This is a genomic window from Brevibacillus schisleri, from assembly GCF_055685845.1.
Genome location: NZ_JBVNDM010000001.1, coordinates 3,653,022 through 3,670,777 on the forward strand (window position 1 = coordinate 3,653,022; position 17,756 = coordinate 3,670,777).

Annotated in this window: 5 protein-coding genes; all 5 read right to left on the reverse strand. The window is 48.2% G+C overall.

Annotation, left to right across the window (positions count from 1 at the left end):
* The 5 genes from edeJ to edeN are packed head-to-tail and all read right to left on the reverse strand — an operon-like array spanning position 1 to position 17,744.
* Positions 1 to 2,691: an edeine non-ribosomal peptide synthetase EdeJ gene (edeJ, locus tag ACUUHJ_RS17075; protein ID WP_472299456.1), complete on the reverse strand. Its 2,691-nt coding sequence runs from the start codon at positions 2,689 to 2,691 to the stop codon at positions 1 to 3.
* Between the two features lie 30 nt (positions 2,692 to 2,721).
* Positions 2,722 to 6,705 (reverse strand): edeine non-ribosomal peptide synthetase EdeK, encoded by a 3,984-nt coding sequence (edeK, locus tag ACUUHJ_RS17080; RefSeq protein WP_472299457.1) that lies wholly within the window; start codon positions 6,703 to 6,705, stop codon positions 2,722 to 2,724.
* 33 nt (positions 6,706 to 6,738) lie between these two features.
* Positions 6,739 to 10,029, reverse strand: coding sequence for an edeine non-ribosomal peptide synthetase EdeL (gene edeL / locus ACUUHJ_RS17085; protein ID WP_472299458.1), 3,291 nt, complete (start codon positions 10,027 to 10,029; stop codon positions 6,739 to 6,741).
* Between the two features lie 17 nt (positions 10,030 to 10,046).
* The gene (locus ACUUHJ_RS17090; protein ID WP_016743542.1) at positions 10,047 to 11,210 is read right to left on the reverse strand and encodes a pyridoxal phosphate-dependent aminotransferase; all 1,164 of its coding nucleotides are present in this window, start codon (positions 11,208 to 11,210) and stop codon (positions 10,047 to 10,049) included.
* Positions 11,211 to 11,225: 15 nt separating this feature from the next.
* Entirely contained in the window at positions 11,226 to 17,744 is a 6,519-nt protein-coding gene (gene edeN / locus ACUUHJ_RS17095; protein ID WP_472301210.1) for an edeine non-ribosomal peptide synthetase EdeN, read from the reverse strand.
* Positions 17,745 to 17,756: the final 12 nt, after the last annotated feature.

Here is a 17,756-nt window from a genome sequence, read left to right on the forward strand (position 1 = left end):
TTAATTCCCCTTCCTTTTGTCGATCAGCTCGGCACCCATGTCTACGGAGAGAACTCCCTCCTTGACCTCCCTCAGCAATTCCAGAAGGGATTCATCATCATCGCTTTGATCTTCCATCGATGCAAACTGATCCTGTTTTCTTTGTTCGAGAAAATCCACAAACATGGCAATCGTATAGTAGGAAAACAAATGCGCGACGCTAATCTCGCTATCCACTTGTTTTACCATTTGTGCATGCATTTTAAGCAACAGCAGGGAATTTCCTCCCAACTGGAAGAAGCTGTCGTGTACCCCCACTTTTTCGATTCCCAAGATTTCTTTCCAGATCGTTACCAGTTGTTCTTCCTTCTCGTTTCGTGGGGCTACATATTCAGCATCGGACGCCTGTTGTTCATCCACTTCAGGCAATAGCTTGCGATTGATCTTGCCCCCTGCTGTCAAAGGCATTTTTTCAATGCTGACAAAAAAGGATGGGATCATGTGATCGGGAAGCCGTTCACTGAGATAACCGCGCAGGTCACTTGCGGTCAATTCCTCGGCATTTGCCACGTAGTACGCGCACAATCGAGCCTTCTCTTCTTGAAATAGCACGGCACACTCTTTTACTAGTGGGTGGGACAATAGCACCTCATCAATCTCGCCCAGCTCAATTCGATGCCCGCGTACTTTTACTTGATGATCAATGCGTCCGCAGAACTTGATATTGCCATTCGGCAGATAACGCCCGAGGTCTCCTGTCCGATAAAGCTTTTGATAACCAATTTCCGGATAAGGGTTGTCAACAAAGCTGGCTGCTGTTTTCTCGGGATCGTGTAAGTAACCGTGCCCCAAGCACAAGCCTGTTATATAAATCTCCCCTTGATGTCCGGCCGGAACAAGTTTGCGATTTGAATCCAGCAGCAAAATTTTCGTATTGGCTATCGGTTTTCCAATTGGTATCGGTCCCTCATGGGTATGATCGATCTCAAAGTAGATGACACCAATAGACGTCTCCGTCGGACCGTACAGATTCGTGATACGAACGTGGGAAAACCGCTGAAGAAACAGATGCACGGTGTGAGCGGTGATTTCCTCTCCCCCCAAGATCAGGTGGCGAATCGAAGAAAGTGAATCGTGTATGTCCATTCGTGTTTCCATTTGATCCACCAGCAGATTGAACACCGACGGCACAAAGTCCGTAATTGTAATCTGATAGGTTGAAATGGCGTGCAACACTTGATCGAGCGTCATCTCGAATTCAGGAATCGGCAATACCGTACGGCCACCATGCAAGAGCGGCCAGAAGAGTTGCCAGACCGAACTGTCGTAGTGATGGGGAGTCGTCTGGAAAATGGCGTCCTGCTCTGTACAACCGTAGTGTTCATCCATCCAGCGAAACCGATTGAAAATACCGATATGAGGAACGACCGCTCCTTTTGGTTTACCAGTAGAACCGGATGTATAGATCACATAGATTGGATCGTTCATATCTACCTGGACATTCAAGTCCCCTTCTTCCCGGATATCATCCGCATCAACGATTACCGCACGTGTCCACTGCACGAATGTCGGTTCCTGGCGTATTTCTGGCCCGATCAGCGTCACGGGACAATTCAATTCATCTAGTAGCTGCTTTTTCCGTTCGCTTGGACTTTGCACGTCTAGTGGGACAAATGCCGCACCTGTTTTCATCACAGCTAGCAGGGAAATGATCAAATTCAAGCTACGATTCATCAAGACCGGAACATAGCTTCCTCTTCCAATGCCACTTTCCTTCAACATGCGGGCAAGGTAATTGGCTTTGCCATTAAGTTGAGCGTAGGTAAGGGTTTTGTTACCAAACACAGCTGCTGTTAGATGAGGCGTCCGCTCTGCCTGTTCCTCGATCAGATGATGGATCGGCTTTGGAGCAGAATGAGCAACATCCGTTTGATTGCGGGTGTACAACAGATCTGTCCGCTCTGCTTCTGTCACCATTTCGATTGTGTGAACGAAGCGTTTGGGATCGGCGGCCACTTCACGAAGAATTTGTTGATAATGGCTGATCATTCGTTCGATGACAGCCTCTTTGAACTGCTCGCCCGCATACCGTACACGTCCGGTAATTCCAGCTTCTGTTTGCTTGCATGCAAATACTATTTGTAGGGACAGGCCTTCTAAAGCAGCAATATCTTGCATGTTTTCTAGTACGAAGGCTGTATCCAGCAGTGCCATCCGATCCGTGTCGGGTAGATCAAGCCATTGCATCATTTGCGAAAACGGATAGTTCTGATGCTCCATTGCCTCTTTGACTAACTGCTTACCCTCTTTCGCCACTTCTGCAAAAGTAGCTTCTTGATGCATCCGTACACGCAGCGGCAGCACCCGATTCCAAGCGTTAGGGGGAAGCGGATTCTGAAAGACGGGCGTGAGAATGATCATGTCGTCTGTCTGCTTATACCGATTCAGCATGATTTGAAACGTCGACAGAAGGAATAGGTAGAGCTTCATCGGATGATGATCGCAATGGGCCGCAACGGCAGCGTTCAAATCATCTGGAAAGACAAACGATATTTCTTTTGTCTCCTCCTCCCCATCGCCTTCCTTCTCCGTTCCTTCGGTTGGAAGGAGGGAGAGCGTCCACTCCCCCTGTAACTTCTCTTGCCAGTACTGCTCCTCCCGGCTAAATTTCCGACTGGTTAGCAGAATGTTTTGCGAAATAGTAGTCTCCATATGCCCTCCCCCTCTTACTCACCGCTTGCTCTAAAATTCAAAATCCCAATCGACGCCCTGTGCTTGAATAAGGGCTACCTCACGGGTCAATTCAAAGTCTTGCAGGAGGCGCTGCGGATCTTCCATCACCTGCTGCAACAAGCTTTTGAAGTCACTCACAAACTGTTCCATCGTCTCTTTTCGGAACAGATCACTGCGGTAATCCAGCTTACATATAAGTCTGTCGAAAACAGGATAAGCCGACAGATGAAGATCAAGTTTAGCCGTATTGTTTTGCAGTGGATAGTTTTTGACAATCATGTCCGCAAGCTCTAGTTCCCCTTCCGGATTGTCCATGTTTTGCAGGACGAAAATCGTATCAAAAAGGGGTTGACGACCTGTATTTGGCTCAAGACCAAGAGTCTGGACAAACAGATCAATCGGGTAATCTGCTTGTTCAAAAGAGGCTAGCGTATGCTCGCGGACCTCCGCAAGAAACTCGAGATAGGTTTTCTCGCCTTTTGGATAATTGCGTAGCGGAATGGTATTGATAAACATTCCAATGACTTCATCAAACTCTGCAAATTTACGCCCAGCTACAGGAGTTCCGACAACGACATCCTCTTGGCCGCTGTATTTTGCAAGCAACATGTTGTAAACCGACAACAGCACCATGTAAAGTGTCGCATGTTCCTGCGTTGCCAGCTCCTGCAACCGCTGCCTCTCCTCTGCCGATATTTCGAACTCAATCGTCGCACCAGGATACGTAAGAGATTCTGGTCTTTCGTAATCAGTCGGAATCGATAGAAGTGGAGCCGGGCTGGTAAACAAGTCTGCCCAATAGTCAGCTTGAAGCTCCCCTGACTCAAGTGCAGATTCCTGCCAAACAGCAAACTCTTTTTGCTGAACTTCCAACGCAGGAAGTGTCACGCCTGCATAGAGACGAACAAAGTCCTCTACGAGAATATCCATGGATACACCGTCTGAAACGATATGATGCATATCGAACAACAACAGATGCTTTTCTGGTGCAATCCTGATTAGCCCCGCGCGCAGCAAAGGTGCTTGACGCAAGTCGAATGGCCGTACAAACGCTGCTAGGCTGGCCTCCAACTGCTCTGTACTTGCTTCGCTCACTTCCAAACGGAAGACTAACGAATCATGTACAATTTGAACGACTTGCCCATCTCTATAATCAAACGAGGTACGAAGAGATTCATGGCGGTTCACCAATCCTTGAAAAGCATGCTCTACCTTTTCACGGCTCAACTCGCCCTCGATGAAACGGGCAGCCGTAATGTGAAGGCTTGTGTCAGCCGGGTTCAACTGCTGAAGAATAAAGAACTTTCGCTGGGCAGCCGTAACAGGATAGTACGATCTGGCTTCGACTGAGAATCGTCTTTTCATAATCGTCTTGTCTGATCCATCAATCACGTTGCCAAGCTCCTGAATCGTTGGGTGATTAAACATGGTTCGCAGTGGAAGCTGTACGCCAAACTGCTGTGCAACCAGCGCAGCTACCGCATTGATTTTTAACGAGTGCCCCCCTAGAGCGAAGAAATTGTCCCGAGCGCTGATTGTGCTTGGATCGAGCTGTAACACATGCGCCCAGATGTGCGTGAGAGCTTTTTCCGTCTCGGTTGTCGCTGACACCAAAATAGAGGTGTCTATGCGATCCTGTATGCCAGGCTTCGGTAAAGCCCCTCTATCCACTTTTCCGTTAGGGGTAAGTGGCAATACGTTTTGTTTTACATAGTGCATCGGCACCATGTATTCCGGAAGCACAGTAAACAGATACTCACGCACATCTCGTACGGAAAATTCCTCCTGGGGAACGACATAGGCACATAAGTACTTTGCACCCGTTTCCTCAGAAAGCGCCAAGACCACTGCATCCTTAACCGCTGAATGTCTGCGCATCACCTGTTCAATCTCACTCAATTCGATTCGGTAACCCCGAATCTTGACTTGATTGTCCATTCTCCCGAAGTACTCAATATATCCGTCCTCCGTGATCCGGCCTACATCACCCGTTCGGTAGAGGACTTGGTAGTCTGGGTCATCTATCCAGCTGGCATACGGATTTGGTACAAAGACTTTTTGCGTCCGTTCGTCATCTTTGTAGTAGCCGTAACCAACCCCCGGACCGGCCACACCTATTTCTCCTTTTACGCCTCGCGGGCAGATACACTGATTTTGATCGAGTATGTAAATATGAGTGTTCTGGATCGGTATGCCGATGGGAACCACAATCTGCTGATCACTGGGCATTTCCCGAATAATGTGGTGCGTAATATCATCAGATGCTTCCGTTGGTCCGTACATATTCACCAAAGGAATTTCCGAATAGCAGGCAAACCAGCGTCGTACCAGAGGGGCAGGCAACTCCTCTCCTGTCACGGCCATCCACCGCAGATCAGGGAAGCTGCGTTCGGAATCGGGCCATTCTTGAACGAGATCAAGCAGCACGGAGAGCAGAGACGGTACCACTTCTGCGACGGTGACGTGGTTGGAACGGAGTACGTTATGAAGAGCCTGCGTATCCATTACCGTCTCTGTATCGATCACCAGCACAGAGCCACCCACAAGCAGAACAGCCAGATATTGCCAAACAGATATATCGAAGCAAAGAGAAGCCGTTTGTGTGACAAGATCATCCTCGCAGAGGGACAGATCGTTGATTTTAGCGAAAATGTGGTTAATCATTCCGCGATGGTGCACCATTACGCCTTTCGGTTGTCCAGTCGTACCCGATGTGAAGATGATATATGCCAAGTCTGTTCCTGCACTCTCCCGATCAATGTCCTCTCCCGAAAGTGACTCTATTAATTGATCAGATTGACCAAAAACATAGAAATACTTCAGTTCAGGTGAGGATGCTCGAATCGGCTTCAACCCATCTAGCAAGTCAGGCTGAGTGATTAACCCTGCAATCTCGCTCTTCTGCACGATGTACAGGATCCGATGCTGCGGATAGTCTGGATCAATCGGTACGTAGGCTCCTCCTGCCTTGAACACTGCAAGAATCGCAACAAGCGTATCCACGTTACGCTTCATATAGATACCGATTTTCGTGCCAGGTCGTAATCCTTGCTGGATAAAATGCCGCGCAAGTCGGTTGGATCGCTCGTTTAATTCCTGATAGGTTAACGTTGATTTACCGTCTGTCACCGCTTTGCGATGAGGCGTCTTTTTTACCTGCTCCTCAAAGAGGCGATCAAAGCTCTGATCGCGTGGAAAATCAATCCGGTTGTCGTTAAATGAAAGAACTAGCTCCCGTACCTCTGCCTCAGATAAGCACGCCATCTCCGCGATCTTCTGATCTGGTTGGGTTACGATAACCTGATAGATTCGGACCAAATGCTCTATCATCCGTTCCATCATGGGGAGTTGGTATCTTTGTCCGACGTAACGCACAAGTAATTCGAGCGAGTTCCCCTTTTTAGAAAAGAGGAGCTGCAACTCACTCGAGACCTGTTTCAGGCTGTCCTGATCATGAAGAACGTCTAACAAGCAAGTCGCCTCAAAGAACGGTGTGCTGTTCCCCTGCTGCGGTACTTGCAGTTCCTCGATCAACCGCAAGATTGGGTAGTTCTGATGTTCCACAGCGGTCTTTAAGGTCAGCCGAACTTCTTGCAGCAGCTCCTTGATGCTCCATTCCGGGAGTACCTGATGACGCAGAGGCAGCACTTTATTCAAGAACTCACCCGGCTCTGTTTGACGAAAGATAGCCGTTCCAACGCATATGTCCTGATGTCCCGTGTATTTGGACAACAGGATGCCAAATCCACTCAGCAAAGCCATGAACAAACGTTGATCCGAGCCATTGCTCAAATGAATCAGCGCCTTGCTCAGTTCGTCCGGAAACACGATGGTCAGCTCACGAAGCTCAGACTGACGCTGAAACGAGGCCCGAGAGTCTGTTGGAAGGTCGAGTGAATGAAACTCTCGAGAGAGGTTCTCCATCCAATAGTCTTTTTCGCGATCAAACTGCCCACTGGCCAGCAAGATGTTTTGTGCCGTTATCGTTGTCAAGCCAATCCCTCTTTTCTGTCCGTCATGTATTTCTTAAAAAGCAAAGTCATCGTCGTCCACTTGTCCCTGTGCTACTTGTACTACTCCATGACCGATCTGAAGTTGTCCGATGGTTCGGGTCGGGTGGGCTACCATTTGCTCAAGAAGAATGACAAAGTCTTGAGCCATCCTCTCGATTGTTCTTCTTTGATACAAGTTCGTGTTATATTGCCAATGCATGCGTAGGTGATCCTCAGCCTTAACCACTTCCAAAGCCAGATCGAGCATGGCAGCTTTGCGTCTGAACTCGTACGGTACAAACTCGATTTGATCGAGGCTGACTTTTTGCTGCTCCGCTGCATGATGCAGGGTCAGCATGGCGTCAAACAACGGGTTCCTTGCTGGATCCCGAGTCAATTGAATCTGGCTTACGAGTTGATCGAATGGATAGTCTCCATGCTCAAAACCGCTAAGCACGTTTTGGCGTACCTGCCCGATATACTCTTCGATGGTCAATTCTTTCTTCGGCCAGTTTCGCAAGGCCAAGGTGTTAACAAACATTCCGACAACAGGGGCAAACTCCGCACGTTGTCTACCATCCATGTCGCAGCCTACGACGATGTCTTCCTGATTGCTGTATTTCGATAACAAAACAGAATAGACGGCCAACAGAAGCATGTAGAGCGTCGTAGAACTCTGACGGGTAAACGCGTCGAGCTTTTCCACCCATTCTCTAGACAGCTCAGTCAACAACTCGTCTCCAGCAAATGTCATGGTTTGTGGGCGAGGATAATCGGTCGGGATTGCCAGCGGTTGCGGCTGCTTGGAAAATGCCTCCAACCAGTAGGCTTCATGCTCGGCCCAACCGATCTCGGCAGCTTGTTCTGATTGCCACCAAGCGAATTCCTTGGCCTGTACCGACAATTCCGGCAAGACCTGTCCTTGGTAGAGAGAACAAAATTCCTCAAGCAAGATGGACTTGGAAATGCCATCTGAAATGATATGATGCATGTCGAAAATCAACAGATGATCTTCTGATGAGAGCTTAATTAAACCGATACGAAGTAAGGGAGCTTGCTTTAAATCGAATGGCTTGAAAAAGCTTTCGATTGTCTTTTCCACAGCTTCCTCGTCTGCTTGCCAGGTTTCGATCTGTACAGAAAGATCACTGTGTACTTTTTGCTTCACCTGACCTTCCATCAGATGAAACGAGGTGCGCAGAGCTTCATGTCGTGCGACGAGTTGATCTGCAACGTTTTGGAGACGCCCTGAATCAAGGGAACCGGTGATCCGCATAACTCCTGGTGTATGATAGCTGGTAGCATCTTCTTCCAACTGCCACAACAGGTAAATCCGCTCTTGGGCACGTGTGACAGGGTAATATTCTTGATTAGAAAGCATGACAATCGGTTTTTGCTCCATCTCTTGGAGGTTGCCTGTGATCCGATTCGCCAAACCACGAATCGTTGGAGCATCAAACAGGTCACGCATGGAAAGCTTCACTTGAAAGTCACTTTCAATCCTGGATAAAAGCTGAATGGCCTTGAGCGAATGTCCTCCCTGTCCGACAAAGTGATCAAGTACACCAGGAGATGGAAGCTGTAAGACATCCGCCCACAACTCAGCCAGCTTTTGTTCGATAGGATTTGCTGGAGGTACGTATTCACAATTGGCACTTGGCTTTACAGCAGGCAAAGCTTTACGATCAATCTTTCCATGCGGGGTAAGCGGCATCTCCGACAATTCCATAAAGTAACTCGGGATCATATATTCGGGGAGCCACTCCAACAGGTGCTCGCGAAGCTCATCCGGTTGAACCCCGTCCATTTGCAAGACATAGTAGCAAGCCAGTTCGGTCAACCCCATTTGATCAGTCATAGCCAATACAGCTACCTGATTCACAGCGGGATGCTGAAGGACGGCGCGTTCAACTTCTTTTAGTTCCACACGATAGCCGCGCACTTGAACCTGATCGTCCATCCGCCCCAAATATTCAAAAACTCCCGTTTCACTGAGTAAGCCGACATCTCCAGTACGGTAAAGGCGCTCGCCGGTAATGGGATGATACGTAAAAGCTTTCTCAGTCAAATCAGGCTTGCCCAAATATCCATCGGTGATGCCAATTCCTCCGATACAAATCTCGCCCTTGACATCAAGGGGACAAATTTCCCCCGTCTGACCAAGGATGAACATATGCGTATTGGCAATAGGAACACCAATAGGGATTCTGAGTGTTTCTTCAGCAGGCTGTTCTGTGCAAAGAAAGACGGAAGCGTATATCGCTGATTCTGTCATCCCGTAAATATTCGCGATTCGCGCAACACGGAACAGTCGATTCCATTCGCGAACCAGATTAGCGGTCAGTGCTTCTCCTCCATTAAATACCCACTTCAAATTGGGCAATGGATCTGGCTCCTTACGAGAATGCACATGCGCCAGAAACACATTCATCATCGCTGGAACGAACTGCGTGACTGTAATGCGTTGCTCCCGCAGCCAGTCATACAACGCTCCCGGATCTTTTCCGTCTTCCTCTTTCAAAATAGACAGCTTTGATCCAACCATCAGCGGCCAAAACAATTCCCACACCGAATCCGTAAAAGAAATCGAGGTTTTTTGGGCAACAACGTCTGTCTCGCTTAACGGAAAAGTCTCCTCCAGCCAAAACAACGTATTCAAGACCTGTTTGTGCGTAATCATGACGCCCTTCGGTGCACCGGTCGAACCAGATGTGTAGATGACATACGCAACATCATCCTCTGAACCTGCCGGAGCTATCGCCTCATCCTTTTGGCGGCGAATGTCGGACGCTGTATAGACCTTGTATCCTTCGTGCTGGAAGGAAGTCTCGTCCAAACAAATGATCGTTTCGATGCTGTCAGGTAGATCCGGTATAACCTCATCCAGATACATGGATTCTGTTACAAGCACCTTGCAGCGGCTATCCTGCAAAAGATACCGAATTCTAGCTCGGGGATAATGCGGATCAACCGGGACGTATCCCCCACCCGCTTGGAGGATGGCAAGAACTCCCGCTACCATACGGGAGCTCCTGTCTGCGAGAATTCCTACGAGTTGCGAAGGAACCACACCCGCATCTTTTAAGATACGGGCTAGCTGGTTTGCTTCCGCGTGTAGTTCTGCGTATGTTCTTTCTCGATCCGCCTCTACCACAGCGACTCTTTCAGGGGTTTTTTCTGCTTGCCGGGCGAACAGTTCAGCGATTGTCACTTTGTTGCGATAAGGTTTGTCTGTCTGATTGACTCGAGTTAACAAGTTCGCTTCATCATCAGTGAGCAGGTTAAACTCATTCAGATCCAGATCGAGCTGCATACGTCCATTCATTGCGACTCTTCCCCTTTTTAGGTGGTGGTGAAAAATTCTCGCAAACGGTTAATTCCCTCGTTATACTTCGCGGCAGAGTATGAGAGGCGCAGTGTGTTCGGGATACCAAAGTCAGAACCCGGTACGGTCGCTACATGTGTCGCCTCGAAAATTTGTGTAGCCAACTCAAGAGAGGTGCTAATGCCTTTTCTCTTCATAAAGGCTTCGCAATCAAGCGTGAAGTAGAAGCTACCTCTCGCTGGCAGAGCACGGACATCGGGTACATTTTGGAAAGCGTCAATCGTGTAGTCCCGACGACCTTTGTACAGTTGGACTAAATGATCAACTTCATGCTGGTAATCGAGCGCAGCCATTGCCCCGAATTGTACGACCGGGTCAGCTGTGAGCAGTGTGTGGTGCTGAATGACCGTCAGTGGTTGCACCAGCTCATCTGGCACGATCGCATATCCGACACGTCTGCTATACATCCGATACGCTTTGGAAAACGCATCCGTTGTGATGAAGGTAGACTTGGTATTTTTCAGCTGCATCACGGATTCGCACTCGTCATCGAAGTAAGTGTTCGCATAAATCTCGTCATTGATAATAGCCGCACGGCCATCTACGATGCTGTCGATCGTATACAATTCTTCTTTTGTAAGAATATTTCCCAACGGGTTACCAGGCGTATTGATCACGACCACTTTTGTCTTGTCTGTGAAATTCTCTTTGAACGAATCCACATCAAGTCTCAATGTATCCATATCAATTTTGTAGTAACGAACTTTCGCACCGACTAAGAGCGCGCAGAAATGGTAAAGCGAGTAGTACGGAAGTGGCAGCAACACTTCATCACCCTCTTTAAGCAAGAGGTAGAACAAGTTACGGAAAAGTGTGCTGGTACCGACACTGATCACGAAATTTTCCGGCTTGATTGTCACATCGTATTTTGTTTGATAGTGGGTAGCGAGCTTATCTTTCAGCTCAGGCAGACCACCTGGATATACGAGCGAATATTTTTCAAAGCTGTTCAACGCCTGTTGCATGGAATTGATAATTTCGGGATGCAGCGGCATTTCTGACTTCCCAAGAGTCATGCGGATCGCTTCTCCACCGTTTCTCTCAAGCTCATTTGCCATCTGGTCCAGTACAAACATCAAAAAGCGCTCGTCGTGAAAATTAATTGAGGATCTGATTTCCATATTCTCCTACCCCTTTTACTTTATTTTGGATTTTTCTGCTAACATTTTTAGGATTTTCACATAGCGATCCGAAAGCGATTCAACATATGCCGTCTGAAGCATAGCTGGATCAAAGGTAAAAACGACATGGATACCTTCCGAAGTTTCTGCTACTTGGAGAACTAATGGGCTTCCGGCCATCTCTGGCTCGACTGATCGTTTGACTTCACGTTTCCAAACAGTTGACTGAGCTTTGAACGGAATCGTCTGGTTGACAAAAAGTGTCGGCCATTCCATGTTCGTCGTCGCTTGCCAGTGCTCTGACGGATACAACGCGAGCGCTTGCATCCGGGCATGTACTTGCTTCGTTTGATCCAATAATTGTGAAAACGAACTGATCGCCTGCATATCGATCGTGAGCGGTACGATGTTGTCAAAGTTGCCAAGCGTAAGTTCCAGCACATCTTGTGTCCGATTCGTCGTCACTACCCCAAGCGTCAAACTAGACAATTGGGTGACCTGTCGAAGCAACAGCAGGTAGGAGGCAAGCAAGATGTCTCCCAGCTCCTGATTGGACTGAGCAGCTACATGCAGTAAATCAGCGTGACTCGTCGGGTCGATATACTGCTCGACTTGTCGCTTCGCTACCCCTCCTGTACCAAAAGGTTGAGCAGAATGTAGATTTGCTGCTGTCAACCACTCGTAGCGCTCGGCCTCGAGATGTCCGTAATAAAGCATTTTTTTCTGCCAAACAGCGAATGCTTCTTCGTAATGAGGCTGTTCTTCCGTAGAAGGTTCATGCCCTTCTTCAATCGTCTGATACAGAGCCTCCCATTCCTCCAGAAGAAGTCCGATGCCTCGCCAATCACTAATGGAGCTGTGAAGACTTCCAATTAACCGATAGTGATCAGCAGCCAGCTTTACCAGTTCAAATCGAGCCAAACTTCCTGCATGATGCTCAAACGGTCTCTTCTGCTCGGCAATCAATCGATCCCGCAACCATACCGTTGCCTCTGCCTCGCTTTTCTCCTGTAAATCCCAAAACGCAAGTGGAATCGGTTCGGATAAGCCTTGTGTCAACAGCTGTGGAAAACGTCGCGTGAGAGCTTGCCATGCTTGCTGCATATATGACGGTTCGATTCTGCTTCGAACCTCGATGTCAAAACATCTGACAGCCAAGATCCCCTCTTCTTGTTCCTGCTTCAGCAACCGTTCCTGAACAAAGGAATAGATGGGCGTAGCTTCCGAATGAAACTCGCCTAAAATCGGCTTAGGTCTTTCGGCGGCTGATTTCCCGTCGGTTAAAAGTAGGTAGGGGGCATCTGTCAGGAGCAGATTACGTCCTGCCCGATCTGCAAAAGAAACAGGGATGCCACACGCAATCAGTGTATCGATCCGTTCGGTCAGATTCGCTACCCTGTCCTCTATTTGGTAAACACCACAACCATTTTTCATGAGCGCCCGTTGTTCTTGCGAGTGTTCCATAAGAGGCTCGACTAATTGGATACTGCTCTCACTCGCTTTGCCCAGTGTGATGATACTCGCTTGCGATTGCCGATCCAGATATTTCTCGTGAACACGGTAGCCCAGGAACGTAAAGAACGACAGTGCCTGATCAGCATCTGGTGTAAGCAAACGGACAGCAGACCGCTGATCGTTGCTATGCCATTCGTCATGCTTCGTATCCTCACTCTCTACAAGTTCAATCAAGCCTACCGATTCCAGAAAGAGAAAGGCAACGAGTCTATGATTGAAAAGCACCGCTGGCTTAGGAGCGCTGACCAAATCGTATTTGAACCCAGAATCAACTAACCTTTTCAAAAAATGATTAATATTGGAAATAGAATAACATAGATGGTACGGTCCCGTCCCCTTCTCTTCCAACAAACGAACGCAGGGTGACGTTTCATCGACTGGCGCAATCAGCTCGATTGGTACACTTCCCGGTTTCATGCACATCGAGAGATACACGTTTTGTTCTGGATCTTGCAGGGAATCGCTCGCATCAAACCCGAGAGTGCCATACATGATTTGAGCCGGACCCAGTTCTGGAACGGCAACTCCGACATGATGAAGGCGGTTCATCACGCCCTCTTTTTCTGTTTGGTAATGTACGATGTCAACATCATCCAATTGTTGCTTCGGATGTTTCAGAAGCGCTGCGAGAACACGCAAATAGTTGTCAGCAAAACCTTCCATTGCCTCCGCTTTAAACAACTGGGTATCGTATTCCAGCACGCATCTGAATTGATCAGCGAGTGGTGTAATATCCAGCTTAAAGTCAAGCTTCGATGTTTTGGATTCATGCGGAACCTCTTCAAACTGCACGTCACCCAATGTAAACCTGACTTCTTGCTCCCGTTGGTTATGGAAGATCAGCATCGTATCAAACAATGGATTTTGCGTTTGCTGGATGCCTGCAGCGCTACGAGCAACGATTTCTTCAAACGGATACTCCTGATGTTCGTAGGCCAGGAACAGACTGCGCTGAACCTCTTGTACAAAATCGGTATACACGAGTTCGGCACGAGGACGATTGCGAATCGGAAGGAAGTTGATAAAGACACCGACAATTCGCTCCAAATCGGGGTGGTTTCGTCCAGCTACCAGTGAACCGACAACGAAATCTTCCTGAGACGTGTATTTCATCAACAACACGTAATAAGCCGACATCAAAACAGCATGGACAGTCACTTCGTTCTGCTTGGCAAATGCATGCAAATCACTGTACGTAGAATCAGTAATGAAGAACGTATGGTGATCTCCCTGGAATGTCTTAACAGTGGGACGCGGGTAATCGAGTGGAAAAGCCATAAGCGGGACACGGTCGCTAAAAGTGTCCACCCAATATTTTTCCTGCTGATTCCACTGCTCGCTCCCCCGCTTCTGCCACTGCCAGTCGGCGTAGTCCTTGTATTGAATAGGCAGTGCAGGCAGCTCTTCACCCACATACAATCTGGAAAAGTCCTCCATTAACACATTCAGTGAAATGCCATCCAAAATAATATGATGAGAGTTGAACAGCAGATAATGCTGAGTGGCTGTGACCTCGACTAGGCAAACCTGAAGGAGAGGGGCTTTCGTCAAATCAAAGGATTGCCGGAAGTCCTCCATCACTTCGTCCAATGTCCTGCCATCGCTATGCATCGTTTGGATCTCAAATGGCACATGGTCGCTGATGTACTGATACACTTCTCCATCCTGTACCGCAAACGAAGTACGGAATGCTTCATGCCTTTGAATGATTTCCTTTAATACACGGTTCACTCGACTTACATCCAAATGACCGTTTACCGCGATGACACCCGACATGTTGTAGCTGGTGCTTTCCCCTTCAATTCCATGCATCACGAAAATTCGTTTCTGTGAAGAAGAAGCCCTGTATCTCTCGGCTTGACTGACCCGATCAATCGGCGTGTAAGATATCTCCTGTCTACCTCTGATGCGATCAGCCAATTGTCGAATTGTCGGGTTCTGGAATACATCCTTGATTGTGATGTCCGTTTTTCTCTCTTTTTGCAATCTGGTCACGAGTTGAGCAGCCTTCAGCGAGTGGCCTCCTAGCGAGAAAAAATGATCGTGCACGCTTATTTTTTCAACTGTCAAAAGTTCTCGCCATATTTGTGCCAATTGCTGCTCAAGTTCATCTGCCGGGGCCTCTTCCTTTCCCGAGCGATACTGCGTGTAATCCAGACGCTGCAAGGCAGTCTTGTCTACTTTTCCACTCTGAGTCCGAGGCAAAGCATCAAGATGGACGAAAAAGGCAGGTAGCATGTAGTCAGGCAGATAAGTTAGCACTGCATCTCTCAGAACGTGTTCCCCAATCGGATGCATCGCGGCCAAGCATGCAACCAGATAAGGATCGCGCTTTGACTCCTGAATAGCCACTACCGCTGCTTCCCGGACACCAGGCTGACGGCGCAGGACAGCTTCAATTTCCTCCAATTCAACGCGGTTGCCACGAATCTTGATTTGGAAATCCTTGCGACCAAAATATTGCAGATGTCCTTCATCCGTCCAGCAAGCCAAGTCTCCTGTACGATATAGCCTGCCATACGGGGTCAGGATATAGGACGCTCTGGTCTTTTCCTCGTCAGCGATGTAACCTTCCGTTACTCCCATCCCGCCAACGTACATTTCCCCTATTACCCCTTTGGGCAACAGGTGAAAATCTTGGTCCAGAAGAAAAACACGAACGTTGTAACTCGGATGTCCAATCGGAAGCGGGTTTTCAAAAGGCCCTTGTCGCGGTACACAATACCCGGATGCCGAGATACTATTTTCCGTCGGACCATACAAGTTGTACATTTGCGCTTGCGGTAACAGGGCTGTATGTCGTTCCACTAACGAAGAAGATAACATCTCTCCTGTACACAACACTTTTTGAATCGAATCCAGCGATCCATCAGCCGCGTGGTCAAGCAAAGCGTGATACATCGTAGGGACGACGAGTATCGCATTTGCTTGTTGGCTCTCGATGGCAGCCGCAAGCTTTTGCGGGGATTTGTTTTCATGTCGCTGCAACAAGCAAAGGGTCCCACCGCTGATGAGTGTGCAGAAAATCTCGACAACCGATGCGTCAAAAGTCAATGTGGCGATCTGCAACGTTCTCGTCTGCTCTCCGAATCCGACAAATTCAATGTGCCACCAAAGAGCGTTGATTAATTGATCATGCTTTACACGCACACCTTTTGGCGTACCTGTTGAACCAGAAGTAAAGATGGCATATGCGGTACTCGAAGGCGTCGCTTTTCGCTGTGGTATTTGCGTTAATTCCTGTGCCCAGCAAGCTGGTTCATCCAGACGAAACACCCTTGTTTGCAAGTCAGCAACGAGTTCCAGATAGCTGCCCTCTGTTACGATCAAACTAGGCTGAATCTGGCTTACGATCTGTTCCATTCGCGCTTTTGGCAAGTCTGGATCAAGTGGGACATAGTAACACCCAGCTTTGAGGATAGCTAGCAGTGCAGTAATCATTTCAGGGGAACGATCACACATGATAACTATCGGTCTACCTGCATCTGTCACCTCCTTTTGCAGAGCGCAAGACAGGCGATTGGCTTGCTCTTGTAGCTCCTTGTAGGTCACTGTCCGCTTTCCTTGTACAAGCGCAACTGCATCCGGTGTTTTTTCTGCCGCTTGATCAATCAACTCGTGCACGCAGTAGTTACTCGGAACTGGCACAACTTTCATCTGTTCCTCAATCATCTCGTGCCGCTCATGATCACTGAGCAAGGTAAGGTCACGAATTTCTTGATCTGGATCAGCCGCAATCTGCTCGAGAAGGCTCTGATAGTGAAGCGCCAGGCGTTCGATTTCCTTTGCTTGAAACTTCCATGCCTGGTAGTTGACATGGACTGTCCATTCATCACCGGGTGTTACTTCTAGCACCAATGGATAGTCGGTTGTTTCATGTGAAGTAATATTTTCTAGCTCGAAATCAAGTTCCAATCCGGCCAACGTCTTGTCGATCGGATAGTTTTGGAAAACGAACAAACTATGCGCCAAAGGGGTTTGTACGTCCATCTCTGAGCAGTTTTTCAGTTCAACTGCTGGCACGTACAAGTGCGGGGCCATCTGGTGCTGCTCTTCCATCATGACACCCAGCAGATCTTTGACTGTTGTCGTTTCTGTCCGTTTGACCCGGAGCGGATACGTTTTGATGAAGAGGCCGACGATTTCCTCTACTCCGGTGAGATGGGCAGGACGTCCGGCGTAGGCCACTTCAAAAAGTGCATCCCGCGTATCGCTGTATTTTTGCAGCAAAATACCCCATGCGGCCTGCAACAATGTGCTGATTGTCACGCGGTAACGCTTGGATGTTTCCTCCAGTGTCTCCGTCAGCGTTCGACTAAGCCGAAGATGATAAGAAGAATACTTCCGCTCTTCATTACGATCCCGCATATAGGGAAACGGTGTAGGCGAGCTAATTCCTTGTAAGGAATCTTTCCAATACGATAAGGAATGTTCTTTCGATGCTTCTTTGAGAAAACGCAGATACTCCTTATATTTCGCCTTTTGTTTGATTGCAGGGGACAGCCCCGAGCACAATTGTCCATATGCCGTAAATATCTCTCTTAGGAGAATGCCTGAGCTCCATCCGTCCATGAGAATGTGATGAAATGACCATATGACTTCATAACGATACAACTCCATCCTTACTACTTGAATGCGAATGGTATTGCCCAACTCAAGCGTGAAAGGTGTTTGCTTGTCCTGTGACAGCAAGGCAGACAGTTTTCTTTCACGCGCACCAGATGGTAACTCGCTCCAATCGAAATAAGGAATCTCCAATGTCTTTTGCTTGAGAATGAGCTGGACAGGGGCTTGAAGCCCCTCCCAGCGAAAAACCGTTCGAAGCATTTCATTGGCCTCAAACGCCATCGAAACAGCCTGCGTAAACAACTCCAGCTGAAACTTGCCACGAAGGGTTAGCCGATGCTGTTCGAAATACAGATTGGAATCCTTTTGGAGTCGGTAGTAAAACAGCATGCCCTCCTGCGTTGGACTTAACGGCAAAATGTCAGCTATATTGTTTTTGTCGATCTTGTTCATCACAATTTTTCT

Coding starts and splice junctions, on each gene's coding strand:
- edeJ (WP_472299456.1), bottom strand. CDS start 2,691: ATGGAGACTACTATTTCGCAAAACATTCTGCTAACCAGTCGGAAATTT.
- edeL (WP_472299458.1), bottom strand. CDS start 10,029: ATGAATGGACGTATGCAGCTCGATCTGGATCTGAATGAGTTTAACCTG.
- ACUUHJ_RS17090 (WP_016743542.1), bottom strand. CDS start 11,210: ATGGAAATCAGATCCTCAATTAATTTTCACGACGAGCGCTTTTTGATG.
- edeN (WP_472301210.1), bottom strand. CDS start 17,744: ATGAACAAGATCGACAAAAACAATATAGCTGACATTTTGCCGTTAAGT.